The 26,345-nt window shown below is 71.0% G+C and carries 18 protein-coding genes; 4 read left to right on the forward strand and 14 right to left on the reverse strand.

Features of this window, described 5'->3' with window-relative positions:
* Positions 1-175 precede the first annotated feature (175 nt).
* Positions 176-1,216: a lytic polysaccharide monooxygenase auxiliary activity family 9 protein gene (locus OG927_RS06515; RefSeq protein WP_056786243.1), complete on the forward strand. Its 1,041-nt coding sequence runs from the start codon at positions 176-178 to the stop codon at positions 1,214-1,216.
* Between the two features lie 121 nt (positions 1,217-1,337).
* Here OG927_RS06515 and OG927_RS06520 read toward each other — a convergent pair whose 3' ends face one another.
* From OG927_RS06520 to OG927_RS06530, 3 genes are all read right to left on the reverse strand, one after another.
* On the reverse strand, positions 1,338-2,234 hold the full coding sequence (locus OG927_RS06520; protein WP_056786239.1) for an esterase/lipase family protein: 897 nt from the start codon (positions 2,232-2,234) through the stop codon (positions 1,338-1,340).
* Positions 2,235-2,497: 263 nt separating this feature from the next.
* Positions 2,498-3,499 (reverse strand): DNA polymerase Y family protein, encoded by a 1,002-nt coding sequence (locus tag OG927_RS06525; RefSeq protein WP_330319835.1) that lies wholly within the window; start codon positions 3,497-3,499, stop codon positions 2,498-2,500.
* The gene (locus OG927_RS06530; protein ID WP_330319836.1) at positions 3,496-6,984 is read right to left on the reverse strand and encodes a DNA polymerase III subunit alpha; all 3,489 of its coding nucleotides are present in this window, start codon (positions 6,982-6,984) and stop codon (positions 3,496-3,498) included. Before OG927_RS06530 ends, OG927_RS06525 begins: the two co-directional genes overlap by 4 nt.
* A gap of 168 nt (positions 6,985-7,152) precedes the next feature.
* Between OG927_RS06530 and OG927_RS06535 the strand changes: the two genes are divergently transcribed.
* Entirely contained in the window at positions 7,153-8,190 is a 1,038-nt protein-coding gene (locus tag OG927_RS06535; protein ID WP_330319837.1) for a DUF3533 domain-containing protein, read from the forward strand.
* Between the two features lie 135 nt (positions 8,191-8,325).
* On the opposite strand, the gene OG927_RS06540 is transcribed toward OG927_RS06535, so the two are convergent.
* Positions 8,326-9,411 (reverse strand): S1 family peptidase, encoded by a 1,086-nt coding sequence (locus tag OG927_RS06540; protein WP_056786225.1) that lies wholly within the window; start codon positions 9,409-9,411, stop codon positions 8,326-8,328.
* Positions 9,412-9,836: 425 nt separating this feature from the next.
* Here OG927_RS06540 and OG927_RS06545 point away from each other — a divergent pair, with 425 nt between their 5' ends.
* A complete protein-coding gene (locus OG927_RS06545; RefSeq protein WP_056786222.1) occupies positions 9,837-10,721 on the forward strand; it encodes an alpha/beta fold hydrolase in 885 nt (294 codons plus the stop codon).
* 126 nt (positions 10,722-10,847) lie between these two features.
* Here OG927_RS06545 and fxsT read toward each other — a convergent pair whose 3' ends face one another.
* The 5 genes from fxsT to OG927_RS06570 form a co-directional block, all read right to left on the reverse strand.
* Complete coding sequence (gene fxsT / locus OG927_RS06550; protein WP_124282838.1) at positions 10,848-14,783, reverse strand: FxSxx-COOH system tetratricopeptide repeat protein; 3,936 nt, start codon at positions 14,781-14,783, stop codon at positions 10,848-10,850.
* Complete coding sequence (gene fsxC, locus OG927_RS06555; protein WP_157866809.1) at positions 14,780-16,123, reverse strand: FxsC protein; 1,344 nt, start codon at positions 16,121-16,123, stop codon at positions 14,780-14,782. The genes fxsT and fsxC overlap by 4 nt, the downstream gene beginning before the upstream one ends.
* Before the next feature lie 148 nt (positions 16,124-16,271).
* Positions 16,272-18,500, reverse strand: a complete 2,229-nt coding sequence (gene fxsBH, locus OG927_RS06560) for a radical SAM/SPASM protein FxsBH, inactivated beta-hydroxylase extension form (RefSeq protein ID WP_330319838.1) — start codon at positions 18,498-18,500, stop codon at positions 16,272-16,274.
* Positions 18,501-18,530: 30 nt separating this feature from the next.
* The gene (gene fxsA / locus OG927_RS06565; protein ID WP_063887875.1) at positions 18,531-18,698 is read right to left on the reverse strand and encodes an FxSxx-COOH cyclophane-containing RiPP peptide; all 168 of its coding nucleotides are present in this window, start codon (positions 18,696-18,698) and stop codon (positions 18,531-18,533) included.
* A gap of 434 nt (positions 18,699-19,132) precedes the next feature.
* Complete coding sequence (locus OG927_RS06570; RefSeq protein ID WP_124282837.1) at positions 19,133-19,843, reverse strand: hypothetical protein; 711 nt, start codon at positions 19,841-19,843, stop codon at positions 19,133-19,135.
* A gap of 333 nt (positions 19,844-20,176) precedes the next feature.
* Here OG927_RS06570 and OG927_RS06575 point away from each other — a divergent pair, with 333 nt between their 5' ends.
* On the forward strand, positions 20,177-21,076 hold the full coding sequence (locus OG927_RS06575; RefSeq protein WP_206431873.1) for a DUF4231 domain-containing protein: 900 nt from the start codon (positions 20,177-20,179) through the stop codon (positions 21,074-21,076).
* Positions 21,077-21,274: 198 nt separating this feature from the next.
* Here OG927_RS06575 and OG927_RS06580 read toward each other — a convergent pair whose 3' ends face one another.
* The 5 genes from OG927_RS06580 to OG927_RS06600 all read right to left on the reverse strand — a co-directional run bounded on the left by OG927_RS06580 (position 21,275) and on the right by OG927_RS06600 (position 26,343).
* Positions 21,275-21,754 (reverse strand): hypothetical protein, encoded by a 480-nt coding sequence (locus OG927_RS06580; protein ID WP_056786206.1) that lies wholly within the window; start codon positions 21,752-21,754, stop codon positions 21,275-21,277.
* 188 nt (positions 21,755-21,942) lie between these two features.
* Positions 21,943-22,842, reverse strand: a complete 900-nt coding sequence (locus OG927_RS06585) for a S1 family peptidase (RefSeq protein WP_330319839.1) — start codon at positions 22,840-22,842, stop codon at positions 21,943-21,945.
* A gap of 288 nt (positions 22,843-23,130) precedes the next feature.
* On the reverse strand, positions 23,131-23,973 hold the full coding sequence (locus OG927_RS06590) for a DUF1684 domain-containing protein (protein ID WP_124282835.1): 843 nt from the start codon (positions 23,971-23,973) through the stop codon (positions 23,131-23,133).
* Between the two features lie 4 nt (positions 23,974-23,977).
* Complete coding sequence (locus tag OG927_RS06595) at positions 23,978-25,270, reverse strand: NtaA/DmoA family FMN-dependent monooxygenase (protein WP_124282834.1); 1,293 nt, start codon at positions 25,268-25,270, stop codon at positions 23,978-23,980.
* Positions 25,267-26,343, reverse strand: a complete 1,077-nt coding sequence (locus OG927_RS06600) for an LLM class flavin-dependent oxidoreductase (protein ID WP_124282833.1) — start codon at positions 26,341-26,343, stop codon at positions 25,267-25,269. Before OG927_RS06600 ends, OG927_RS06595 begins: the two co-directional genes overlap by 4 nt.
* Between the last annotated feature and the right edge of the window lie 2 nt (positions 26,344-26,345).

The raw sequence follows: 26,345 nt of genomic DNA on the forward strand, positions 1-26,345 counted from the left end.
AGTGCGCCATAACGATCGCCACCTGCGCCTTTCCACGGCCGGATCCGCCCTGTCCGGCGGCTAGTTTGCTGATCACCGGGACGGGGTCCGTTCCGTCGGTGCCGCCGGCGGCACCGTGGTAAGGGCCCTGTGTCGCGCCCCTCGCAGACGTGTCCGTCGAAGGAGAACCGCCACCATGGCCGTCATCATGACCGCTCGCCGCAGGCTCGCCGGGAGCATCGTCGCGCTCGGCGTCGCGCCGCTCGCCCTGACCGGGCTGTCCGCCGCCCCCGCCGCCGCGCACGGTTCGCTGACCGACCCGGTGAGCCGGGTCTCGGCGTGCTTCGCCGAGGGGCCGGAGAGTCCGAAGTCCGCCGCGTGCCAGGCGGCGGTGGCAGCCGGTGGCACCCAGGCGCTGTACGACTGGAACGGCGTGAACATCGCCAACGCGGCAGGCAAGCACCGTGAGCTGATCCCGGACGGGAAGCTGTGCAGCGCGGGCAACGACAAGTTCAAGGGGCTCGACCTGCCGCGCGCCGACTGGCCGTCCAGCCCGATGAAGGCGGGCAGCCACACCTTCCGGTTCCGGGCCACCGCACCGCACAAGGGCTCGTTCGAGCTGTACCTCACCAAGGCCGGATACGACCCGTCGCAGCCCCTGAAGTGGTCGGACCTCCAGGAGAAGCCGTTCGCCGAGGCCACCGATCCGCAGCTGGTGGACGGGTCGTACGTCTTCGACGGCACCGTCCCGGAGGCGTCGGGGCGGCAGTTGGTCTACACCGTCTGGCAGCGGTCCGACTCCCCCGAAGCCTTCTACGCCTGCTCCGACGTGGTCTTCGGCGGCGAGGGAAGCGGCAGCGGCAGCGGTTCCGTCGCCGCCGTCCCGGCCCCGTCCGCGTCCGCACCGTCCGAGCAGGACATCGACGAGGGCTCCGACAAGTCGTCCGTCGAGCACAACGGCCACGGTGACGACGACGCCTCCACCGGCGCGGAGGTCACCGAGGCGGCCCCGGCCGGCGGTGAAGCGGCCGGTGAGGACACGGCGAACGCCCCCGAGCCGAACAGTGCCGCGGTGGCCCCCGCAGCGGCGGCGGCGGACGAGACCCTCGCCGAGACGGGTGGCAGCGGCAGCACCACGTACCTCGCGGTCGGCGGAGCAGCCGCGCTGGCCGTCGGCGCGAGTGCGCTGTTCGCCTCGGTCCGCCGCCGGGCGGCCACCGGGACCCACCGCGGCTGACCGCGCGCGGCCGTCGCGGGCGGCCGCCGTGACCGTCGCCGGCCGCGATGAGTGCCACGGCCACAGGGACCCCTTGCGCGCCCCACCGCGCAAGAGGTCCCGGCACGTCCCGGCATGCGTCTCAGCCGATCACCGAGGCGCAGGTGGTCGGGGTGGCGCGCGCCGGGTCGAGGGCGTTCCCGACCTCGTGGAAGGCGATCCGGTCGATGGTCCCGATCGCGACGTGCTCGGACAGGTCGACCGGGCACAGGTCCTGGAGCAGGACGTTGCGTACGTTCGGCCCGCTCAGGTACTGGGTGCGGTACGGGGTCACGACCTCGTCGTACTGGGTGGCGATGACGGTGTAGCGGACGCCGGGGACGGTGTCCCCGCCCGCGTTGAGTCTGGTCATGAAGGGGGATCCGGCGACCTGGTCGGCCAGGGCGGGAGTGTTCGTCGTGAGGAGGTCCTCGATGCCGGGGAAGTACGGCAGCAGCCTGGTGAGGCCCAGGAGCGTCGTGCCGTGGTTGTCGGGGGCGATCCCGATCAGGGCGTTGACCTTGTCGGCGCCGCCGAGGAACTTCAGGTAGTAGTGGGGCATCATGCCGCCCTGGGAGTGACCGACGATGTCGGCCTTCGTGGTTCCGGTGGCGCCGAGCACCTTGTCGACGAACACGTCGAGCTGTCCGGCCGACTTGTCGATCGGGCCCAGGCCGTTGAAGAAGGGGACGCCCGGGAGCCGGCCGTAGTCGAGCGAGAAGACGCAGTAGCCCCGGTTGACGAGGTACGGCGCGAGGACGAGCCAGTTGTCGATCGAGTTCCCGAAGGTTCCGTGGACCAGGACGACCGGGCGCGGGTGGGCTGCCGAGGGCTTGCAGGAGTAGTCGTTCCAGCCGCGGGACGAAGCGGCGGCCTCCACGGTGGGGGTGGCCGCGGTCGCGGTCGCCGTGGGGGCGACCAGTGCGACGACGGCGAGGAGCAGTGCGGTGAGCGTCCGGCGTGCGCGTGGGGTGCGCGAGGCTCGGGTCCAGGGCAGCATCGTGTGGTCTCCTTGCGGCTCAAGGGAGTTGCGATGGCGGTGCACCCTGTGGTCCGGACCACAAGTCGAACGTGCTGAGGTGCGGTGCGGGGGTGGTTCCGTGTGGAGTGGATCCGTGTCGGGTGATTCCGTACGCCGTGATTCCGTACGCCGTGGTTCTGGGTACGGCGACTCCACGGTCGGCATTTCTGTGTGCTCATGCCAAATTACGCGCCAGTAAGGTGGTGCGGGAAGTTACGCGTCGGTAAAAAGATGGGCGGCGGTCAGGCGGCGAGCCTTCCCGGCTTCACGGCCTGCGGACCGAACCTGGCCCGCAGCCGGTCGGAAACCGCCTCGATCCGCCGGGCCCGCTCGTCCACCGGGTCGAAGGTGAGCTGGCGGGAGGCCCGTTCCGCGTCGTGCAGCCCTTCCGCCCGCAGCGCGATGCCCCGGACCCGCGCCCGCTGCAGCCCGAACGAGTCCTGGATCCGGTAGGCGAGCGAGGTGAGCGCCGCCGAGTGGGCGGTGGGCTCCGGGAGCGTACGGCTGCGGGTCAGCGTCTCGTAGCCGGCCCGGCCCGCGTACCGGACGGTGACCGCGAGCGAACGGCACACCTGCCCCTCGCCGCGCAGCCTCGCCCCCAGCTCCTCGGTGAGCGAGAGGAGCGCGCGGCGGTGCTGTTCCGGGTCCAGCTCGTCGCGGGGGAAGGAGCGTTCGGCGGCGATCGACCGGGCGGCGGCGTTCGGCAGGACCTTCGTACGGTCGACGCCGTTCGCCCGTTCCCACAGGTCGCGCCCGGCCCGCACCCCGGTGATCCGCTGCAGCGTGGCGAGCGGTGCGGCGGCGATCCGGCCGACGGAGTCGAGCCCGTATCCGCAGAGGGTGCGCGCGGTCGCCGTACCGACACCGTCCAGCGCGGCGGCCGGCCTGTCCGCGAGGAAGCCCGCGGCCCCGCCGGCGGGCACCACGAAGGTCGTCCCAGGCGCCGCCTGCCGTGCCGCCATCCTGGCCAGCATGGGATTCTCCGCCGCCCCGATCGCACAGTCCACGCCGTGCAGGGCGAGCGCGCGGACCCGGATCACCGAGGCCAGCCCCGCCGCGTCCTGCCCGAAGTAGCGGAGCGAGCCGCCGACATCGGCGAGCGCACCGTCGGGCGGGGCGGCCTCGACGACCGGGGTGAACGCACCGAGGAGCGCCAGCAGGCCCTCATAGGCGGCGCTGTCCGGCTGCCCGCCGCCGATCCGGCAAAAGCGCAGGCACAGGACGGTCGGCTGCTCGTCGCTCATCCCGCGCTCCCCGGGCCCTGGTGCCACAGCTTCCTTCCGGTGGGTGCCCCTTCGCCGGCGGGCCGGAGGTCGGACCACGGGTTCATCTCGTAGCCGGTCGGCAGCTGGATCCGGCGGCCGTCGTCGGGGGTCTCCTCCTTCCCGGAGGCGGGCACCTCCGCCAGCCGGGCCGCGACCGCGTCGAGTCCGCCGGTCCGCCGCAGCTCCGCCAGCTCCGCCAGATTCCAGGCCGCCGCTCCCACCACGCTCATGCTGCGCGGGCCGCGCCGCTGGACGACCCCGCGCACCAGCAGCAGCCAGGAGTGGAAGACCGTGTGCGCGCAGGCGGCGTGGCTGTCGTCGAAGAAGGCCAGGTCGACCAGGCCCGTCCCGTCGTCCAGGGTGGTGAAGATGACCCGTCGCCCGGAGCGGACCGGTGGGGTCTGGGTGGCCGCCTTGGCGCCCGCGACCAGCACGGTCTCGCCGTGCCGGGCCTCCCGCAGCCGCTTGGCGGAGACCGCCCCGAGCTCCTCCAGGAAGGCGTGGTGATCGTCCATCAGATGCCGTGACACGTCCATGCTGAGGACCCCGAGCTCGGCACTGAGGCGTTCGGCGTCGTTGAGGTCGGGCAGGCCGATGGTGCCGGTCCGCCGCCCGTCGCCGAGCGGGAGCTGGGCGCCGCTCCCCCTGGTCCCGGAACCGCGCTGGGCACGGTGGAGTTCGGACAGGTGCAGCAGCAGGTCCCGCCGGTTGGCGCCGAAGGTGTCGAGCGCGCCGACCTGGGCCAGCCGTTCGGCCGCGGGCTTCCCGGGCCTGGCCCGCTGCCAGAAGTCGAGCAGCGAGGAGTAGGGCTGACCGGCCTCGATCCGGGCGACCTCGGCCTCACCGATGCCGTGGACGTCCGAGAGGGCCAGTCGCAGTCCCCACACCCCGCCATCGGACACCAGTTCGATCCGATGGGTGGCCGCCGACCGGTTCACGTCCAGCGGCAGCACCGGCACCCCGCGACGCCGCGCGTCCGCGAGCAGCAGCCGCTTCGGGTACATCCCGGGGTCGTGCGTGAGCAGCCCGGCGTAGAAGGCCGCCGGGTGGTGCGCCTTGAGCCATGCCGACTGGTACGTCGGTACGGCGAAGGCGACTGCGTGAGCCTTGCAGAAGCCGTAGCTGCCGAACGCCTCGATGATCTCCCAGGCCCGGGCGATCACGTCCGCGCCGTACCCCTTCTCCGCCGCCCGCCGCGCGAACCAGATCCTGATCCGGCCCTGCGACTCGGAGTCGGAGAGCCCGCGCCGCACCCGGTCCGCCTCGCCCCGGCCGCAACCGGTCATGATGTCCACCATCTCGATGATCTGTTCGTGGAAGACGACCACCCCGTAGGTGTCGCGCAGCGGCCCCTCCAGGTCGGGGTGCGGATAGCGGACGGGCGCCCGGCCGTGCCTGGCCTCGATGAACGGCCGGACCATGTCGGCGGCGACGGGCCCGGGGCGGAACAGCGAGATGTCGACCACCAGGTCGTGGAAGGTGGCGGGCTGGAGCCGGCCGACCAGGTCACGCTGCCCCGGTGACTCGATCTGGAAGCAGCCCAGCGTCTCGGCACTCCTGATCAGCCGGTACGTCTCCGGATCGCCCGGCGGCACGGCGTCCAGGTCGAGCTCCTCCCCCGAGGCCCGCTTCAGCTCGGTGACCGCGTGCGCCATCGCCGACTGCATCCGTACACCGAGCACGTCCAGCTTGAGCAGCCCGAGGTGCTCCACGTCGTCCTTGTCGAACTGCGCCATCGGGAAGCCCTCGCCGCTGGTGGGCATGACGGGCGTACGCCGCAGCAGCGAGTCGTCCGAGAGGAGCACCCCGCACGGATGCATGGCGATGCCGCGCGGCAGCACGTCGAGCGCCTCCACCAGCTCCCAGAGCCGGCCGTACTTCTCCTTCTGCGCTGCCACGGCACGCAGCTCGGGCAGTTCCTCCATCGCGGCGCGGGCGTCCCTGGCCCGGATGTGGGGGAAGGCCTTGGCGAGCCGGTCGGTCTCGGCCGGGTCCATGGAGAGCGCGGCGCCGACGTCCCGGATGGCGTGGCGCACCCGGTAGGTCTCGGGCATGGAGACGGTCGCGACCCGCTCGGCGCCGAAGCGCCCGATGATCGCGCGGTAGACGTCGAGGCGGCGGGCCGACTCCACGTCGATGTCGATGTCGGGCAGTACGAAGCGCCGCTTGGACAGGAAGCGTTCCATGAGCAGCCCGTGCTCGACCGGGTCGGCGTGGGCGATCCCCAGGAGGTGGTTGACCAGGGACCCCGCGCCGGATCCGCGCGCGGCGACCCTTATGCCCATCTCCTTGACGTCGTCCACGACCTGGGCGACCGTCAGGAAGTACGAGGCGAAGCCGTGGTGGGCGATGATGTCCAGTTCGTGGTGCATCCGCTCCCAGTAGGCACGTCTGCCGTCGAGGCCGCGCAGCACCATGCCGGCGGCGGCACGGGAGGCCAGCACCCGCTGGGCGGTGCGGTGGGCCGCGCCGACGAGGTGCGGTTCGGGGAAGTGGACACTGCCCAGGCCGAGGTCGTCCGCCGGGTCGACCCGGCAGGCGTCGGCGGTGCGCCGGGTCTCCGCGAGCAGCCGCTCCCCCGCACCCCGGCCGAGCCCCGCGGCGGAGGTGATCCGCTCGGCGGTCTCCCGCATCGCACGGGCGTCCTTGAGCCAGCGCTCGCCGGTGTCGAGGGGGGAGCGGCGCGGGTCGACGGGGACGAGCCTGCGGGCCGAGTCCAGCACGTCGGCGACCGGCCCCTGCCCGGGGTCGGCGTACCGCACGGCGTTGGTCAGCACGGCGCGCACCCCCTGCTCGGCGGCGAAGCCGACGGTACGGGCGGCGAGCCGCAGCGATCCGGGGCCGGTGCCCTCGCGGCCGTGGTGGACGGCTTCGAGGCGCAGGTCGTCGCCGTAGACCTCCCGCCAGAAGGCGAGCAGCGCGGCGGCCCGGTCGGGGCGGCCGGCGGCCAGCGCCGCGCCGACCTCGGAGCCGGGGCCGAGCAGCACGGTGAGCCCGTCGGCGGGCAGCGCGGTACGGCCGACCAGGGGCTGGCCCGGATCGGCGGCAGCGGCACGGAGCTCGGCGGCCGGGCTCCGGCCCGGGTCGACGCCGACGGCGTGGGCCGCGGTGACCAGCCGGCACAGCTCGGCCCAGCCGCGTGCGCCGTCCCGGGCGAGGAAGGTGACCCGGGGTGCGGATTCATCGACGAAGGCACCGCCGCGCACCGGGGTGCGCGACCGGTGCGCGGGCCCCTCCGGCCCCGTACGCCGTGCCACCGCGAGCTCCACCCCGAAGAGCGGCCGGATCCCGGCCTTCTCACAGGCCCGGGCGAAGCGGACCGCGCCCCCGAGGCTGTCGCGGTCGGTCAGCGCGAGGGCGTCCATCCCCCGCTCGACGGCACGCTCGGCCAGCCGCTCCGGGTGCGAGGCCCCGTACCGCAGGGAGAACCCGGAAACGGTATGCAGATGCGTGAAGCCTGACATCCGCACCTCCTGGACCGATCCGTACTCACCACCCCCTCGCTCTCCACCATAGACCAAGTTTCGAACACTCGTACGATAACCGGGCGGGGGCAGCCCCGCCGCCCCTCACCTCCGCCATTCGGCCCCGCCCCGCCTGCGGGAAGGGCCTGCCGCCCGGACCGTGGGGGCATGACTTTCGCCCGCGAAGTGAAGAACGCCGTCACCCCACGGGCCGCTCTGCTGGTCATCGGTGTGCTCGGGCTGCAACTGCTGTTCATCGCGTCCTACGTCGGAGCACTGCACCGGCCCGATCCGACGGATGTCCCCTTCGGGGTCGTGGCTCCGCAGCAGGTGTCCGGGCAGCTCGTCACCCAGCTGGACGGACTGCCGGGCGGTCCGCTGGACCCGCGCGCGGTCTCCGGCGAGGCCGAGGCCCGCCGGCAGATCCAGAACCGCGACATCGACGGCGCTCTGGTGGTCGGCCCCACCGGGTCGACCGACACCCTGCTCGTCGCCTCCGGGGGCGGCACCGTGCTGGCCACCTCACTGACCACGATCGTCAAGGAGGCGGAGGGCCCCCGGCAGCGCACGGTACGGACCGTGGACGTGGCCCCGGCCTCCCCGGACGACTTCGACGGCCTGTCCTCGTTCTACCTGGTCGTCGGCTGGTGCGTCGGCGGCTACCTCTGCGCCTCGATCCTGGCCATCAGCGCGGGCACCAGGCCCGCCAACCGGCAGCGCGCGGTGATCCGCACCGCGGTCATGGCGCTGTACTCGATCGCGGGCGGGATCGGCGGCGCGGTCATCATCGGACCGGTCCTCGGCGCACTCCCGGGCAGTGTGTGGGCCCTGTCCGGCCTGGGAGCCCTGGTGGTCTTCGCGGTCGGCACGACCACGCTCGCCCTGGAAGCACTCACCGGCATCGTGGGCATCGGACTGGCCGTCCTGATCATCGTGATCGCGGGCAACCCGAGCGCCGGGGGCGCCTTCCCGCTGCCGATGCTGCCGGACTTCTGGCGCGCGATCGGCCCGGCCCTGCCACCGGGCGCGGGGACCTGGACGGCCCGCTCGATCGCGTACTTCCGGGGCAACGCGGTCACCGGACCGCTGCTGGTGCTCTCCGCCTGGGCGGTCGCCGGCACGGTCCTGACCCTGCTGCTGTCGATGCGACGACGGCCGGACGGGACGACGGAGGCGGCGACGAGCGGCGGGGCGAAGCCCGCCTGAGGGGTAGGCCTCTCGCCATCGAGCGGCCAGGGGGTGACGGGCGCGCCATCGGTCCGGCGTCCGGCCGCCCCGACGCAGCGGACGGCCCGCTCGCCCCGGGCGGGGCGAGCGGGCCGCGACCTGCGGGAGTGGGCGTCAGCCGATCTCCGCCCCGTAAGCCGCCAGCGCCTCCGGCACCGGCTGGAAGAAGGTCTCGCCGCCCGCGGAGCAGTCGCCGCTGCCGCCGGAGGTCAGACCGAGGGCGGTGTCGCCCGAGAAGAGCGAGCCGCCGCTGTCGCCCGGCTCGGCGCAGACGGTCGTCTGGATGAGGCCGTTGACGATGTCGCCGTTGCCGTAGTTGACCGTGGCGTCCAGAGCGGTCACCTCACCGTCGTGGACCTGGGTGGTGGAACCGCTGCGGGTCACCGACATGCCGACGGTCGCGTCTCCGGCCTTGGTGATCGCCTGGGTGGAGCCGTTGTAGAGGTCGACCTCACTGGGGTGCTCCACGTCGGCCGTGTACTTGACCAGTCCGTAGTCGTTGTCCGGGAAGCTGGAGCCCTCGTTGGCGCCGATCTCCGCGCCGCCCTGCGAGTCGGACCAGCTGGTGATCCCCTCGGTGCAGTGCCCGGCGGTCAGGAAGTACGGTTCGCCGTCCTTGACCACGTTGAAGCCGAGCGAGCAGCGTCCGGTGCCGCCCCAGATGGCTTCGCCGCCCGCGATGAGGGGCTTGAACTCCCCCGCCGACTTCTTGAGTTCGGCCTTGGATCCGAGTCCGTCGACCACCGCGCTGAGCTTGTCCCAGGCCGCGCCGTCGACCGTGCGGTCGGCGGTCACGACCACCTTGTTGCTGACCGGGTCGACCGCCCAGGCCGTACCGGGGAGGGTCGCCTTGTCGGTGAGGGTCTGCCGGGCCGACTTCAGCTCGGTGAGCGAGTTCTGCACGATTCTGGCCTTGCCGCCCGACTGGCGTACCTGCTCGGCGGCCGCCTCGTCGAGGACGTTCACGACGAGGTTCTTCGCCTCGGCGTCGTAGTACGCGCCGGCCGTGTCGCCGCCCAGGGTCTTGTCCAGGGTGGTGGCGAGATTTCCGGCCGCGTCCGCTGTCAGTTTCTGTGCGGTGAACCGCGGAACGTCATCGCTGGCGTTCGCAGTCTGGAAGGTTACTCCTGCTGCAACCAGGGCGACGACGGCCGAGCCCGCGAGGGCCGCACGCTTCCTGGATATGCGACGGTGCTTCAACTTCGACCTCCTGTGGGGCCGTGTTCGGACAAGTGGGGTGCCCGGAACACGGAGGATGGAGCCGCCCACTATTCCGATGCGTCCGGTAGCACACAAGGTCGACTTCAGGACGCACACACGACAGAGACGCTTCACTCCCCTGCCCTTCACATGAGGAGGCCGGACCACGTCGGTTCCGTTCGCGAACACCGCGCGCGATCGAATGCCGTCAGTGGGTGAGGTCTACTCCTGTCCTGTTCTCGCCCTTCGGGGTCCGGATGCTGGGGCTCCGGGTCCGGATGCGGTGCAGGTCCCCGGCGGGCGAACACGGGTTCCTCCCGACAAGGAGTGCCGGTCATGCCTTTGATGCGCCATCATCGGACTGACAGCACACGCCGGGCACGTGATGCCCGGAAAGGGCGGGGTCACCGGACGGAGGAGTCGGGGTGCGCAGTCGGGTGCGGATGGCGGACGGGCGGCATCTGATGGTCGAGCGTCAGGGGGATCCGCACGGCAGACCGGTCTTCCTCCTCCACGGAATGCCGGGCAGCAGGCTCGGTCCCGCTCCGCGCGGCATGGTCCTCTACCAGCGCAAGATGCAGCTGATCGCGTACGACCGCCCGGGGTACGGCGGTTCCGACCGGCTGCAGGGACGCAGGGTGGTGGATGTCGTCGAGGACGTACGGGCGATCGCCGACTCGCTGGGCCTGGAGCGCTTCGCCGTGGTCGGCCGGTCCGGCGGTGCGCCGCACGCCCTGGCCTGCGCCGCGCTGATGCCCGAGCGGGTCACCCGTACCGCGGCACTCGTGGGTCTGGCCCCCTGGGACGCGGAGGGCCTGGACTGGTTCGACGGGATGGCCGCGTCGAACGTGCTCGCGTACTCCACCGCCGCCGCCGATCCCGACGGGCTCGCGGAGTCCTTCATCAGCCGCTCGGCGGAGATCAGGCAGGACCCGGTCCGGCTCCTGGACGACCTGCGCCGCGAGCTGACCGACTCCGACCGGATCGTGGTCAACGACGCGGGCATCCGCACGATGCTGCTGGCCAACTACGCCGAGGGGCTGCGCACCTCGGCGTACGGCTGGATCGACGACGCGATCGCGTTCTGCCGGCCGTGGGGGTTCGACCCCGCGGACATCACGGGCCCCGTGATGCTGTGGCACGGCGAGAAGGACGTGTTCTCACCGATCGGCCACTCCCGTTGGCTGGCCGGACAGATCCCGGACGTCACCGCCGTGATGGAACCGACGGCGGCACACTTCGACGCGCTGTCCGTGCTTCCGTCCGTGCTCAACTGGCTGCTGGACGAACGGGAAGCGGCTGTCTGCTGAAACGGCGGGTCGGCGGATGCGGCAGGCGCGGCGGTCCACCGAAGACAGGCAGCCCGGCCGCGGCGGTCCGTTGACGACACGTCCCGGTGCACACGGCGGGGGCTCCGACCCGGAGCCCCCGCCGGATCACACCGACATCGGTTCCAGCTCGCGCCAGAACCTGCGCTCGTCCCTCGCCACCCGGGTCAGCGGGTGATCGTCCCCGAGCTGTCGTGCCAGCTCGTCACCGGTCTCCGCCCGCACCCGCAGCGCCTCGTCCTTGCGCCCCATCACGCCGAGCGTGACCGCGAGGTTGGAGGTCATGGCCAGGGTCTCCGGGTGGTGGGCCCCGAGCACCTCCCTGAGCTGCTCCGACACCCGCCGCTCGGTCTCCAGCACTATGTCGAGGTCGCCCCCTTCGGCCGTGGCGTTGGCGAGGTTCATCACGGTGAACAGGGTGTTCGGGTGATCCCTCCCGAACACCTCGCGCATCGACGCGACCACCTTCGTCAGCAGCCGCTCCGCCTCCCCCGGCACACCCGTCCCCGAGAGGTAGACGCCGAGGTTGTTCTGCGCGGCCAGGGTGTAGGGGTGCCGCTCCCCCGGCACCTTCATGTACTGGTCGACGACCTCCTGCGCGGTGTCCCGGGCCTCGGCCGCCTCCCCCGCGGCGAACAGGTCGGACGCCATGTTGAGGTCGCAGGCCAGTGATTCCGGGTTGGCCGAGGTGTACTTGGCCCGGTACCTGGCGCGCGTGGCCACCGTCAGCCTGCGCGCGTCCTCCAGCTGACCCGCCCGGCGCAGGGACACCGCGAGGCTCTTCGCCGCACTCAGGGTGGTGGGATAGGTACGGCCGAGGGTGGCCTTGAGGCTGTCGTACGTGCGGCTGAGCAGGCCTACGGAGTCCTCGTACCGCCCGACCTCGCGCAGGTCACGGGCCAGATTCAGTGCGGAGGACAGGCTGTGCGGATGCTCCTGGCCCAGCACCTCCGACCGCAGGTCATAGCAGTCCTGGTCGATTTCCCTGGCCCTGGCGTACTGGCCGACGCTCCTCAGGTTCAGGGCCAGATTGTTGGCCGCCGCCAACGTGCGGGCGTGCCTCTCGTGGAAGATCTGGTTGAAGCCGTCATGCGCTTCCGTCGCCAGCTCGATCGCACGCTCGTAGTCGCCGAGCAGGCCCAGGTCGATGGCGAGACTGCTGGTGGTCATGTACGTGTGCGGGTGTTCCGGTCCCAGCACCTCACGCTGCAGTCGGAGAGTGAACTCGTCGAGTTCCCTCGCCTCCACATACCGCCCACGGGTGCGCAGGATGTTGGAGAGATGGAAGCACAGGTACAGGTACTGGATGTCCCGTTCCCCCAGCATCTCCAGCCAGGTCTCGCGGAGTTCCTCCCCCAGGGTGCCGGCGGTCCTGACGTCTCCGCGCTTCCACAGATAGCGCACCCGGTCGATCAGGAGCCTGCGGGTCTCATGGTCCCTGCAGTTACGCGCGTCGGACGGGCCGAGGTGCGGCCAGATCGCCGCGAAGCGCGGCCAGGTCTCCGGATTGTCGATCGGCTCGGTGTCGTCGGGCCTGGCGCCCGCCAGGATGCGGTGGACGACATGCCGGGCCTCACGCCTTTCCTCGTCGCTCAGCTGGGCCCTGATCACCGCCTGCACCAGCCGGTGCACCTGGATCGAGTTGGAGACCTGGTCGACCTTGGCGAGGGCGAAGCGGCCGATCTCCCGGATGACCCGGCCCAGGACCAGCTTCTCCTGGAGCGAGGAGTCGTACGGCTTGAGCGCCTCGATCATCTCCTTGCTGTAGAGGAGATTCGCCGAGATCGGCTCCGGGGCGAAGAACGCGCAGAGCTGGAGCAGCCTCACCGCCGCGGGCGAACGCTCCTTGAGGCGCTCGATGGAGATGTTCCAGGTGGCAGCGACGGGCTGCGGGTAGCCGGCCGGCTGGTTCAGGGCAAGGACCTGGGGAGCCTGACGGGCCAGCTGCTCCAGATAGGCGTCGATGGGGGTCGCGGTCTCCGCGATCCAGGCCGCGGCCTGCTCGACGGCGAGCGGGAGGTCGCCCACCGCTGTGGCCACCTGCGCGGCGTCCTCGGCGTTCAGCCCCGGGGCCCTTCGCTGCAGGTGCTCGATCGACTCCTCCCGGAGGAACACGTCGACGGGCAGCGCGTCGCCGTGCTGGGACCATGCCTGGTTCCTGGAGGTCACCAGGATGTGCCCCGAGCCCCCCTGGGGGAAGTAGCGCCTGAGGCGTTCGGGATCGTCGGCATTGTCGAAGACGAGCAGCCACCGGTCCGAAGGCACGCCGCGCCGCAGCAGGTCGACAGCCTCCTGGGAGGCCGCGGCCATGTCGTCGCCGCCCTGGGCGCCGAGCCGTACGGCCAGTTCGGCGAGCCCCGCGATCACGTCATCTGTCTGCTCGGACGATATCCACCAGACCAGGTCGTAGTCGGCCATGAAACGGTGCACGTACTCGAGGGCCACCTGCGTCTTGCCGACGCCTCCGAGTCCGTACAGGGTCTGCGGCTGCGGCAGCACGACAGCCATGCCCCCGCCGAGCTGATCGCGCATCCGCTCAAGAACCAGGGAGCGGCCGGTGAAGCCCTGATTGCGGGGCGGTGCGTTCCAGATCCTCGGCACCGTACCGGGGAACCGCGGCCCGGGAGCCACTCCGTCGCCGAGCTGCACAGGCCTGTCCAGGGCACGCATCAGGGCGGTGGTCGCATGCACCTCGTCCAGCCGGAACAGATCGACCGGGTTGCGGTCGATGTAGGGCGCGGAGAGCCGGACATCACTGATCCGCAGCGGCAGCAGCTGGCGCCGGCCGCCACCGGGATCCTCGGAAACGGCCCGGTCCCACAGGTCGACGGCCCGCTGGGACTTGAGGTAGGCGCTGGACAGCAGCACCACCGTACGGGTCGCGGTCTCGACCGCGGGGTACACAGCGTCCGAGAGTGCGGGATCGGCGGACACGTCACGCGGGACGACCCGGAATCCGGCCCGGGTGAGAACCGACTCGATCCAGTCGGCCCACATACGGTTCTCCGCCACGTAGCTGAGGAAGAGATCGGCGGGCAGGGCCGGCCGGCGCCGGGTGAAGGCGTCCCTGATCCTCAGCCGGATCTCTTCGCCCACCGGGGGCATCGAGGTGATCTCCTGTTCGGTGACGACCGCGGTGAGGCGCTCGAATGCCGACAGGAGCGAGTTGCTGAGGCCTGCCTCGTCACCGAAGGTGGCGAGGGTCTCCTCGTACGCGTAGTAGGGACGGTACGGGATCTCCACCGCACCCCAGTAGGCGGTGAGTTCGTCCCCGGACAGGTCGCGGGGCAGCCGGTCGAACTTCAGCCGGGCCAGGGCCCGGCCCGCGTCGGCCTTCTCCTTCTCGCCCTCGTCGATGCGCATCGGGACGGGGAAGATGGAGATGGGCCGGCCGGTGTAGCGCTCGGCGATCTGCCGGGCGACGGAGGCCGCGCCGTCGATGGACTGGTCGCTCAGGGTGAAGCAGTCCACGAGCACGTCCGGGAGATGGACGGTGCAGATGTCGGCGATGTCGCTGAGGCCGGTACGGCTGTCGATGAGGACGTAGTCGTAGTTGGCCTTCATGTCGTCGCGCAGGGCGTCGAAGAAGTGCCCACCCCCCAGCCGGTCGTAGAAGTTGTCCCAGTCGAAGGTGGAGACCGTCGCGGAGTACTCGCGGTTCTGCCGCCCGGCCGAGACGAAGTCGAGCGTTCCGCCCCGCGGGAACTGCCATCCGAGCGCCTCGGGATTGAGCGAGACCGCATGCGGCTGGATGCGCGCGTAGTCGCGGTGCCAGTCGTCGGAGCGCTGGGCGGGGTTGGTCGCGGCCCAGGCGTATTCGGTGATCAGGTCGATCACCCCGGTGGTGGCGCCGAGCGTCGACGGATCGAGGAAGGGATGGAAGAACCGGTGGAGCCCAGGAGCCTCCAGGTCCCAGTCGACGGCCAGTACCCGCTTACCGTTGGCGGCGAGGATCCAGGCGGTGTTCGCCAGGGCCATGGTGCGCCCCGTGCCGCCCTTGTACGAGTAGAAAGTGACGATGCGCCCGTCACGGCCGGCTGTCATACGTCCTCCGCATCCGTCGCAAGGTCGTGCATGTCGGGTATGAACTGCGTGCTGCCCATGGGGCCCATCAGTCGCGTCCGTTCACTGTGCCGCCCGCCCGCCGGCGGATAGACCGTCGCATGCCTCAGATACTGCTGGGCGGCCACCTCGACGACTTGGGGCAGGACCTGTCCGAACGCCTCCATCGTGGGTACCCCCTTGGCCGCGACGCGACAGAAGGCCCGTCCCTGCCGCATCTTGGTCGGCATCGTCTGCTCGAGCTTCTCGGTCAGTTCGGCCTCGGCCGCTCTGCTCTGATGGTCGTCGCGGCACCAGGGCACGACCATGGTCACCCAGGGCCTGTTCTCCGCGTCGAAGGCGGCGAGCCTGCGCCTGCGGTCCTCGTCCTGCAGGGCCCAGCGGTCGACGAGGAGTATTTCCGGCGTGCTGGGCGCCTGCTTGCCCTCCTGTTGCCCGGACTCCTCGTCGAACGAGGTGATGACGGCCTGGTAGTTGAGTGATCGGACCAGTTCCTCGGCGACGTAGGCCAGCGGTCTGGCGGCAGCCGGGTGGTAGGGATTCCAGTCCTGCGGATGGTCGCCGTAGTAGTCGGCGATACGCCCCTCGGGCAGGTCGTGGCGGGTGGGGGCGGCGACGGTGATCTGCATCGGCCGAGGGGCCCCCACCCCGCTGCTCGGTGATCCGAAGGCGCTGGGGGCGAGGCGGTAGTCGACGGGCCTTCCGGTGTCGATCTGCACCGTGTCGGCGACACTGACGATGCGCTTGGCGAGCTCGTAGACGGCCCGTTCGTATTCCTGGGCGAACAGCCGGAGCTTGATCAGCCCGTAGAGCCCGTCGCTGACGTAGCGTTCCCCGAAGTCACGATGGTTGAACTGCAACCGCTCGGCCGATCCGGGGAGTTGGTTGGGCGGCACCGGTACCCAGAGCGCCGGAACGATCGCTTCGGCCGACTGGTTCGAACGGGCCCGGTGATGAATGGCGCGCTGCTCGAACGCGTGCCACTCCTTGCCGCACATCTCGCTGGCGAAATAGCGCGGCGAGAACAGCGGCACGAAGACCCGGCAGGTGGCGAGCACACTGCCCAGCCTCTCCGACCATCCCTCACCGGAGCGTATCTCCCGGTCCATGAACCCGGCGGAAGCGCCCGCGGGCAGGTCGGTCATGGCCATCACATGGCCGCAGAGATCTTGGAAAAGCCGTTCGACCCACATATCGGGGTCCGTTCCACCGCCGTACCCCGGTGTATGCGCGTAACTCAGAAAGAAGTACGGCCGATGGTCCGCCGCTCGCTGCTGCGTTGATGCGTGCACACGACCCCCGTCCTGTGTGAGCACCCGCATCCCAGGACTATGGAGGGGGTGCGAGCGAATTCATCATTCCGGAGCGGACCTTGCTCCACCCCCATGGCGTTCGGTCAATCAACGCCGCTTTTCAGTCATCCATACCCAGGATTCACCCCGTACGTTCCGGGCCGTAACAATCTTGAGGCTATTCGGCCCACTTGTCCTGTGTTTGCTTCACCTCCTCCCTGAGTACGGCGATGAATCGCTTTCCCCCGACGGTGGGCTCGGGTGCAGATCCCATCATGTCGAGCGCTTCGTCGATACCGTCCATGAAGCAGGGATCAAGAGCGGAGAACGCCACCCGTTCATAGGTTTCGGCCAACAGCCGCGAAAACGGGACTGATCCGTCCCGCCAGAGCGGGCGATAGTCCCAGGTGCCGTCCGAGGCATAAAGGTCCGTGACATCGAGCAGCGCCCGCAAGGTGGTACGCCGGAAGCCGCCCAGAAGTTCGAGTGCCAGCTGTTTCGCATCGTCCGTCGACGTCAGCCCGAGGGCCCCCTGTCCGTGCGGCCGTCCGACGTGTTGTCCGGCGGCGAGCGGGGTCAGCGTCGTCAGGCTGTGGGCAGCAGCCGAGGCGTGGGACGGCGCCTCCCTCTCCAGGAGCTCCCACGCCTCGGCGAGACCGGCTTCCCATTCATCGGCCTCGACCGGCCCCAGCCGGGACGCGGCCGGAGCGCCGAAGCAGTCCCGGTACAGATCAAGGTCGTCGAGGGCGAAGCGGGGCACGGCGTCGTGGCCGAGGTGACGCACCGGGGTCCACGCAGGGTCGTCCGCCCCGTGCGGGATCCGCCATTCGCCACCGCTGTCGTCGCGCCGGGCGACGAACCCGTCCCCGACCGGTGTCACTCGGAGCGTGCCGCACTCACCCTCCCCGCCGACCCTGAGCTCGCCGAGCGTGGGCAGATGGAGCCGCCCGTCCCGGTATCCGGCCGGCACTGTCAGCCCGAGGCCCGAGCGCACCGTGGCTGCAGCAAGATAGTCAGGAAGGCGCAGTGCCTCTTCCACCGCCTCCGGCCGTCCCGCGCGCAGCCCTCCCAGTACCTCCAGGAGCCAGGTCCGCGTGTACGGGTGCGCCAGCACGTGGTCGAGACCGGCTGCGCCCTCCTCCGACGACTCGAGCTCGCCCGCCAGCTCCCAGGCCTCCTCCCACCGCACGCCGCCGCGGCCGTCCAGGTCCGCATGGAGGCCTGCGAGCAGGGTGCGGGTCAGGTCCTGCTGCGCTTCGACGAGTTCGGCGTGGTCCGTCACCGCCGGATGCACCGCGACGCGCGCCTCGATGCCGCGCACCAGCGCCTCCAGGTCGCGGCAGTACACGGACGGATTGTCGAAGTCGTTGGCCGCGCGGTACCGGTGCGTGTACAGCCCTCCACCGCACGAACGTACGACGGGGCAACGGCGGCAGGTCTCGCTGACGCCGGCCAGACCGAGCTGTCGCGCACGGACCCCGGGATGCGCGGCGACATCGTCGAACGAGTGGGAGAAGACATCGAATCCCGTGGCCGCCGCGCCCTCGTAGGCGCTCTTGAGCGAGTCGACCTGCTCGAGTTGGCCGTCCGTCTCGATCACCACGAGATCGGTGGGGGCGAGCCCCAGCGACTCGGTGAGGCTTGGTCCTCCGCTCAGGGTGGACAGCACCGACGAGAAGAGGCGCACGGGCACCGGGCTGCCCCGGTGCTGCCAGCGGTCGTAGACCTTGAGCAGCCAGTCGGCGTACGCCGTTTCGGACCCGTCCGGCCGGGGTGGCGGCTCGTCCCAGGTGGCGTGCGGGAGGAGGAAGTCGATGAGCGGCGGTTCGAGCTCGACCAGGGCGTCCAGGACCGCGTGCGGATCGTTCTCGATGTCGATCGTGCACAACAGTCCGAGATCGAGATGGCGGTAGCGCTCCTGCCGGAGCAGCTCGACCGCCTTGAGGACGCGGGGGTGACTGGTGCGTCCGTCGGCGAAGCGGCGATGCCGGTCGTTCGCCGTGCGGTCACCGTCGAGCGAGATGCCCACCCTGACGCCGAACTCGTCGAAGAGATCGAGATACCGGGGGCTGAGCTGGACACCGTTGGTGTGGATCCTGAGGTCCAGCTCAGCGATACCGTTCAAGGCCGCTGTGAGCTCCTCGCAGACACGGCGCAGGCGTGCTGGGCCGGCCAGGAGCGGCTCGCCTCCGTGCAGGATCACTGACATCGAATCGAGCGCATGCGTGGAAGCATGCTCGGCCAATCGTCGAGCTGCCCATGAAATTGCTTCGTCAGAGATTGTCTTGGGGCGGGTACGCCAGCTCTGATCTGCATGTTCATAGATATAACAATGGTCGCACGCGAGATCACAACGACTGTGCACCTTGAGAACGATCTCGCGGAAGGGGACCAGGGGTCCTGTCATTCCCCCAGTCTAGCCACGCCGAAGCCCTTCTCAGAGAGCCGAACTGAAGGTCGAAGTCTGCGTCGGGCGACCGGTCGAGGTGCCGAATACCCGGCCGAGCTTCCTGGAAGCGTCGGCGCTGCGGGCGTCGATCTCGGTGAGTGGCACACGACTCTTCTTCGCAATGGCGAAGGAGGGGGAGGTTTCGTAGGTCTTCACGGCCGTCCTTGGTGGATTGTTTCCGGACACTGGATCACTACCGGCACCTGCACATTCACAGTGTCCGGCGGCATGACTTTACTCCCATCCCAGCCACCCGCACACTTCGGCGTGGCACGAAATCTCATGTTTACGGCGCATTGCGACACCGGAAATTCTGACGGAGACTGACCCACCCGGGTGACAAAGGAATGCACTGGCCAAGGGCTCATGAGCGGCCCGCCGCCGGGGGCTGCTCCACTTCCTCCCCGGCCGTGCGCCCTGGACACGCGGACCGTCCCCGCACAGCGGCGGGTCCTCCGCAGGCCGTGTGCCACCCGGACGGCCGGGGCGGCAACTTCAGGACACCTTCCGCGACGCCCGTAGGCCCTTGGTGACCGAGGGCCCAGCCGCCCGGTCACGCTGCGCCTCCCCGGTCGCGGCCGGAGGGAAGGTCAGTCGAGCGGTGCCTGGGTGACGGCCCGCGCGCCCTTCATGCAGTCCCCGATGCGTTCATGACTGTCACCCACGACGTCGGTCACCCGTACGCGCACGTACAACGAGTCGACGTCCTCGACGAACCGCTTCGAGAACGCACCCACCAGCACCGTCTCGTAGCTTCCGGTGCCCACCAGCGGGAACCCCTGCCCGAACTTGACGAGCTGGAAGTCCTCGGCCACCACGAGCCCGGCTGCGGTCAGTCCGGTCACGGCTTCGTCGATATCGACCCACCCCGCGTCCACGGATTCGCCGCTCCCCCTCAGGACCACCCGGCATTCCCAGGACTCGATCGCCGCGATGTGCTGCCCTCCATTGAGTATGCCCACCCGCCACGCCTGCACGTCGCCCCTGAGGTCCCCCCTCGCCCACGCTGCCCGCCAGCCCAGGTAGGGCCGCACCGTGCGGGCGTACTGCGCCCTGGCCAGGACAGCGCCTGCCGCAACGGCCAGCAGGCTTCCCAACGCCTCCATGTCGACCAGCTGCAGGCGCCACGGCCACTCCGTCCGTGCGTCGCCCGTCATGTTGGCGCGAATCGACTCCCAGAACAGGATGAGCAGCAGGATCCCCAGCAGTACCAAAGGGGTGGTGAACAGCAACGGGCTCCGGCGGACCCTGCGCTGGGTGTCTGACAGCGGCACACCACCGTCCTGACCTGCGTCGCTCACGAGCTCTCCCCCCGTCGAAGGCGAGCCCCCACCCGGCGATCCTGAGGCAACCCGCCTGTGAACGATGTCAGTTGTCAGACCTTCCCACAGCACAACGGATCACACGAGGGCGTCTCAGCCCGCCGGTCGAGCACGCCGCCGACCGGAGACGCCATTGCGGTCTCCGGGGCGCGACCCTACTCTCGTGGCCCCGGCAGGCCTTCGCGCACTCTCTCCCGAGCCGGGAGACAGCACGCGCGAGCCCGCGACGACCAGGCCGGCTGCGCGACCGAAAGGCATTCCCACAACTGCAGACGGGGTGACATGACGGCGATTCCCGGACCACTTCAGTCCATGGTCTTCCGGAGCGAGGACCTGCCCGCACTCTTCCACCACACGGACGCCATCGCCGTCGCACGGCAGCGGGAGGCGGTCAACACCACCCGCGGCCAGCTGGCCCTCCTCGTCCTGGGGACCGTGCCCGCCGCCCTGCCCTGGGACGTGGAGGTCGGCGGGACGGTGCAACTACTGGACGCCATGGCTGTTTTGGCGTACCTCGGTGTCCTGATCACGACGTATCTGGCCTCCCGGCGCAAAGCAAAGTCGCATTGGCAACTCAACAGGTCCGCGGCCGAGTTCATCAAGTCCAACTGCTGGCGCTATGCCGTCCACGGCTCCCCCTTCGACACCGGTACGCATCACCCGGAGGCCGTGTTCGCCAACCGGCTGGAGGAAGGGCTGCAGGAGTTACGGAAGGTGGGGTGGCACGATCCCCGTGAGGAGATGACGGACGAGGACGGCGGGCTCATCACCTCCTCCATGCGGGAGTTGCGGGACAAGGCGTTCACCGTGCGCAAGGAGACGTACATCCGGGACCGCCTGATCGAGCAGCGGCGCTGGTACCGCAGACGGCAGCAGGTGTCCCGGCGTGGGGCGTTCGTCTGGGCCGGCACCATCGCCGCGCTGACGCTGCCCGCCCTGGTCCTCGCCGTGCTGCAGACGTTCTCCGCCGCCGAGTCGTTCGCGCTCACGGGTTCGTTCTCCGCCGCCGCCGCAGCCTGCCTGGCCTGGAACGAGATGCGACGCCATCATCCGCTCGTGTCCGCCCATTCACTGGTGGAGGAGGACCTGGAGAACATGCAGGCCGCGATGGAGACCACCCTGACCGAGCGGCAGTGGCCGGTCGCCGTCTTCGAGACCGAGCGGATCGTCTCCCCCGAACACACGGACTGGCTGGCCAGGCACCGCATCTGAGTTCGGCTCAGGCATGGGGGCGCAGCACGTACATACGCCGGGCGGCCCGCCGCACCACCCCCGGGGGAGCCGCACACCCGGCCCGGGGCGCCGCGCGGGCTCGCGCACACCGCCGCGCCCCGAGCTCCGCCCACGCCCCGCGCCCCGCGCCGGCGCCGAGTACGCCCCGTGCCGGCTCAGGCGCGCCCCCGTGCCGGCTCAGTCGCGCTCCACGCCGTCGCGCCAGATGACCGTGACCGGACGGCCCAGCGTGCGGGCGTACGTCACGATGTCGCCGGTGCCGCCGAGCCCTCGCGCCGGCCGGCCGTCCCAGACGGCGAGCAGCCGGTCGCAGTGGTCGGCGATGTAGGCGCCCGCCGCGTAGTAGGCCTCGTCGGTGGAGTGCGGGAAGTCCAGCCGGACCTCGCGGACGGCCCTCGCCTTGAGCATGCGGTAGCGCGCGAGGTCGGTCTCGTCGTCGAAGCCCGCCTCGTAGTCACCGCTGGGGATCACCGCGGTGAGCTCCGCACCGTGGGCCAGGGCGAGGTCGGCGAAGAGCTGGTCGGCTCCGACGGCCAGGCTGGAGAGCGCCTCGACCGAGCCTTCGAGGCCGCAGAGCGCCGCCCGCAGTCCCTCCAGCACGTGGGCGTGGACCTCCCGGGGGATGGAACGGTGACCGGTCACTCCGATGCGTTTCACGGACCTGGGACCCCCTGGGTGTATGCGGGGGCCCGGAGGGGCCTCCCCCTCCGGACAGGCACAGCGTCCGCCCCCGTGGTACCTCCGCGACCAACCGTGCTGGCATCCTCTCAAAAGCCGCGGGTCGAACGGGAGCCCCCGCCGGGAATCGGCGGGGGCTCACGGGAGTGCGGCGGTGTCCCGCAGCGTCAGAACACGCTGACGCCGTACGCGCTCAGTGCTTCGGTGACCGGCTGGAAGAAGGTCGTGCCGCCGGAGCTGCAGTTGCCGCTCCCTCCCGAGGTGAGACCGATCGCCCGGGTCCCGGAGTAGAGCGGGCCGCCGGAGTCACCGGGTTCGGCGCACACATTGGTGCGGATCATCCCCCGGACGATGTCCCCTCCGCCGTAGTTGACCGTGGCGTTGAGACCGGTGACGGTACCGCTGTGGGTACCGGTGGTGGAGCCGCGGCGGGTGACGGCCATGCCGACCGTGGCATTGGCCGCGCTGGTGATGTCCTGGCCGCCGACGGTGCCCGGCTTGGCGACCGAGGTGTTGGTGTACCGCACGATGCCGTAGTCGTCGGTCGGGAAACTGGACCCCGACGTGCTGCCGAGGACGGTGGTGCGCCCGGAGTCCGCGTACCAGGTGCCCGCGCCGTCGGTGCAGTGGCCGGCGGTCAGGAAGTAGTAGGTGCTGCCGCTGCGGACGTTGAAGCCGAGGGAGCAGCGCCAGCTGGAGGCGTAGACGGCGTCGCCGCCCGAGATCAGGGTGCTGAACGTCCCGGGGGTGTGTTCGATGCGCAGGGCCCCGGCGTTGGCTCCCGCGGACTTCCTGATCCGGTTGATCTCTGCCTGCGAGACGGTGCTGTCCACCGTGACGACGAGCCTCCCGGTCGCCGGGTCGGCGTTCCAGGCGGTGCCCGCGACGTCGGCGGCGAGCACGGCGTCTCCTGCCGCGCGGAGCTGGTCGGCGTCGTATGTTCCGGTCGGCCGGGCGTCGGCGGCGGGGACGGCGAGTGCGGCGACGGCGACGAGGCCTGCGGAGACGGCGGCGATCCTGCTGCGTCTCGCTGTGCCGCTGCGGGGGGTGGTGTGCTTGATCCTCACTTCTCGTTCCTCCCGAGGGGAATCGGGGGTCCGCCTGTGGGGTGGCCGGGACCCGTGAGGCGCAGCCGGGCACGTGGGCGTCCCGGATGCTCCGGGACGTGTACCGGAAGTATTCGAATTCCGGATGATCCGTACGTCCGACAGGCGCTGCTCGGGAGTATTGGGGGTCGCCAACGCGCCGCACAAGGGCGACTTCCGGCCGTCCGGGCCCCCGCAACCGGAACTGCCCCGGCAGCTCTGTGGCTGCCGGGGCGGGTGGGCCGGGCCTTGCGTCGGGGGTGGGGCGGATCAGGCGTCGATACGGTTCCGCTCCCCTGCCGCGACTGCGGCCGTGAGGGTGTTGCCGGGGGGCGGGAAGGGACAGATGAAGTGGTCGGCGAAGGCGCAGGGCGGCAGCAGCGCGCGGTTGAAGTCGACCTTCACCCGGCCGTCCTCGTCGGGTGCCCCGGGCCGCAGGAAGCGGAAGCGGTAACTGCTGTTCCCGCTGGTGGCGTCGGCGAAGACGGCCCAGAGCGAGCCGTCGGGCTCGACCGCGGCCTGGAGCGTGTGCTCGGTGCCGTCCAGTGTGAAGGCGATCTCCCCGCCGAGCCCCAGCCCGCGCTCGCGCCCGTCGGCGTTCGCCACCCGGACGGTCCGGGCGGTGTCGTACGGGCGGAAGGTGCCCTCCAGCGACCAGCGCGCGTCGTACGGGGTGGCGTCGATGGTGCGGAAGTCGTGCCGTGCCGGCGACTGCGGGTCGAACTCCCTTACCGCCCACTGGCCTTCGCGGCTCAGGAGGACCAGTCGGCGCTCACCCCGGGCCACCCTGGACGAGCCGATCGGACCGCGGTCGGCGGTCAGTCCGGCCTCTCCGGCCAACGGCTTTCCGTCGACGGTCAGCCCGTCCTCGGGGGCGCCGGTGAGCACCACCTCGTCGCGCCCCGTGCGCCACTGCCCCGGCACGGCCGGAATTCGACCGTCCGGATAGTCGGAGAGCCAGTGGGTGCCCGTGAGGGAGAGCGGGCCGTGCGGGGCCGCGACCGCGACGATGCGCTCCTCGTGCCAGCGCTGCCAGTCCTGGAAGTCCTGGTTTCCCGAGCCGTCCCGGCCGTCCCGGCCGTCCCTGCTGTCCTGCTGCGCGTCCGTGCTCATGCGATCAACCCTTCCATACCGGCTCCGCCAGACCGAGGTGCGACCTCAGGGTGGAACCGGCGTATTCGGAGCGGAAGGCTCCGCGTTCCTGGAGGAGCGGGACGACCCGGTCGACGAAGGGGTCGAGGCCGCCCGGTGTGAGGTGCGGTACGAGGATGAAGCCGTCGGCCGCGCCGGTGGAGACGAACGTCTCCAGTTCGGCGGCGACGGTCTGCGGGGAGCCGATGAAGGACTGCCGGGTCGTGGTCTCGATGACCGTCTGGCGGATGGACAGCCCCTTGGCCGCCGACAGGGCACGCCACTCGGCCGCCCTCACGAGGGGGTCCGCGAGCCCGGCCCTGCCCTGCGACAGGCGCGATCCGGGGTCCGGGTCGATGTCGGGGAGGGGCCCGTCGGGGTCGTACGAGGAGAGGTCGCGGCCCCATACCTGTTCCAGGGCGAGGATGGCGTTCTGCGGGGAGACCTGGAGGCGGCGGATCTCGGCGGCGTTCTGCTGGGCCTCCGCGTCGGTGTCGCCGATGACGACGGTGACCCCGGGCATGATCTTCAGGTCGTCCGGCTGCCGGCCGTACTTCGCCAGCCGTGCCTTGACGTCCGCGTAGAAGATCCGCCCGGCCTCCAGGGTGCCGTGCCGGGTGAAGATGACGTCGGCCGCGGACGCGGCGAACTCCCTGCCCTCGCCGGAGTCCCCCGCCTGGATGACGACGGGGTGCCCCTGCGGGGAGCGCGGGACGGTGAACTCCCCGGAGACCTGGAAGTGCTGCCCGCTGTGCGCGAACGGGCGCGAGGCGCCGTCCGGTGTCCAGGAGTCCCACAGTTCCCGTGCCGTGGCGACGAACTCGGCGGCGCGGGTGTACCGGTCGGACCGGTCGAGGTAGCCGCCCCGGCGGAAGTTCTCCCCGGTGAAGGCGTCGGAGGAGGTGACCACGTTCCAGGCGGCACGCCCCTCACTGAGGTGGTCGAGGGTCGCCAGGCGCCGGGCGAGTTCGTACGGTTCGTTGAAGGTGGCGTTGACCGTGGCGGCGAGCCCGAGGCGGTCGGTGACGGCGGCCAGGGCGTTCAGCACCGTGAGGGACTCGGGGCGGCCGACCACGTCCAGATCGTGGATCAGGCCGTTGTGCTCGCGCAGCCGCAGCCCTTCCGCGAGGAAGAAGAAGTCGAACTTCCCGCGTTCCGCGGTCCTGGCCAGCTGCTCGAAGGAGGCGAAGTCGATCTGGCTCCGGGAGCGGGGATCGGCCCACACCGTGGTGCTGTTGACGCCCGGGAAGTGCGCGGCGAGGTGCATCTGCTTCGTCATGCGGTGCCCCCGGAAGTCCGCGCGAGCGCGTAGCGGTTGGCCGGGCGGGTGAGACCGAGGTGTTCGCGGAGCGTGCCCCCCGGGTGGAAGGTGCGGAACAGGCTGCGGTGCTGGAGCAGGGCCACGGTGCCGTTGACGATCCTCTCGAGGTCGCGCTCGGGGGCGAGGGGGGTGAGGTGGAAGCCGTCCACGGCGCCGCCCCGGTGCCACTGGGTGACCAGCTCGGCGAGGTCCACCGGGCCGCCGCGGAAGTAGGTCCCCCGGCCCGCGAGCTGCGGGCCGCTCTCCAGTCCCGGTTCCGGCGCCGTCTCGGCGTCCCCGAGGTCGACCGTGAGCGCGACCAGCACCCGCAGGGTGTCGGGGTCCCGGCCGTGGGCGGCGGCGAGGCCGCGCACGTCGTCACGGAGCGCGGACGCCTGCTCGGGCGAGGTGGCCCGTACGTACACGACGTCGGCGTACCGTGCGGCGGCCTTCCTGGCGGGGCCGCTCGTGCCGTCGATGACGGTGACGGGCCTGCCCTGCGGAGGCCGGGGCACGATGGCGGGGCCCCGGACGGAGAAGGTGCTGCCCTCGAAGTCGACGTAGTGCAGCTTGTCGCGGTCGATGAAGCGGCCGGTGGAGACGTCCCTGATCTCGGCGTCGTCCTCCCAGCTGTCCCACAGCCGGGAGGCGGCGTCGGCCGCCTCGCCCGCCTCCTGCCACAGGGCGTCGGCAGGCGCGGCACCGCGCCTGCCGAACAGGCGGGCCTCTGCCTCCGTGGTCGACACGTCGGCGTGCCAGCCCGCCCGGCCCCCGCTGACCCAGTCGAGGGTGGCGACGGCGGACGAGACGTGGAAGGGCTCGGTGTGGGTGGTGGTGACGGTCGGCACGAGGCCGATCCGGGTGGTGGCCGGGGCGACGCGGGCGAGCACGGCGAGCGCGTCGGGGCCGGGGCGGGCGAAGGAGTCGTTGAGGGTGACGAAGTCGAGCGCGCCCTGTTCGGCGAGGCGGGCGAGCGCGGTGTGGGAGGCGGCGTCGTAGCGCGGCGGGCCGCCGATCTCGGCGGCCAGATGGAGTGGCCTGGTGGCAGACATGC

It is taken from the genome of Streptomyces clavifer, from assembly GCF_036345975.1.
Lineage (GTDB): Bacteria > Actinomycetota > Actinomycetes > Streptomycetales > Streptomycetaceae > Streptomyces > Streptomyces clavifer.

Coding starts and splice junctions, on each gene's coding strand:
- fxsBH (WP_330319838.1), bottom strand. CDS start 18,500: ATGACAGGACCCCTGGTCCCCTTCCGCGAGATCGTTCTCAAGGTGCAC.
- OG927_RS06525 (WP_330319835.1), bottom strand. CDS start 3,499: ATGAGCGACGAGCAGCCGACCGTCCTGTGCCTGCGCTTTTGCCGGATC.
- OG927_RS06575 (WP_206431873.1), top strand. CDS start 20,177: ATGGTCTTCCGGAGCGAGGACCTGCCCGCACTCTTCCACCACACGGAC.
- OG927_RS06535 (WP_330319837.1), top strand. CDS start 7,153: ATGACTTTCGCCCGCGAAGTGAAGAACGCCGTCACCCCACGGGCCGCT.
- OG927_RS06530 (WP_330319836.1), bottom strand. CDS start 6,984: ATGTCAGGCTTCACGCATCTGCATACCGTTTCCGGGTTCTCCCTGCGG.
- OG927_RS06515 (WP_056786243.1), top strand. CDS start 176: ATGGCCGTCATCATGACCGCTCGCCGCAGGCTCGCCGGGAGCATCGTC.
- fxsT (WP_124282838.1), bottom strand. CDS start 14,783: ATGACAGCCGGCCGTGACGGGCGCATCGTCACTTTCTACTCGTACAAG.
- fsxC (WP_157866809.1), bottom strand. CDS start 16,123: ATGCGGGTGCTCACACAGGACGGGGGTCGTGTGCACGCATCAACGCAG.
- OG927_RS06590 (WP_124282835.1), bottom strand. CDS start 23,973: ATGAGCACGGACGCGCAGCAGGACAGCAGGGACGGCCGGGACGGCCGG.
- OG927_RS06595 (WP_124282834.1), bottom strand. CDS start 25,270: ATGACGAAGCAGATGCACCTCGCCGCGCACTTCCCGGGCGTCAACAGC.
- OG927_RS06520 (WP_056786239.1), bottom strand. CDS start 2,234: ATGCTGCCCTGGACCCGAGCCTCGCGCACCCCACGCGCACGCCGGACG.
- OG927_RS06600 (WP_124282833.1), bottom strand. CDS start 26,343: ATGTCTGCCACCAGGCCACTCCATCTGGCCGCCGAGATCGGCGGCCCG.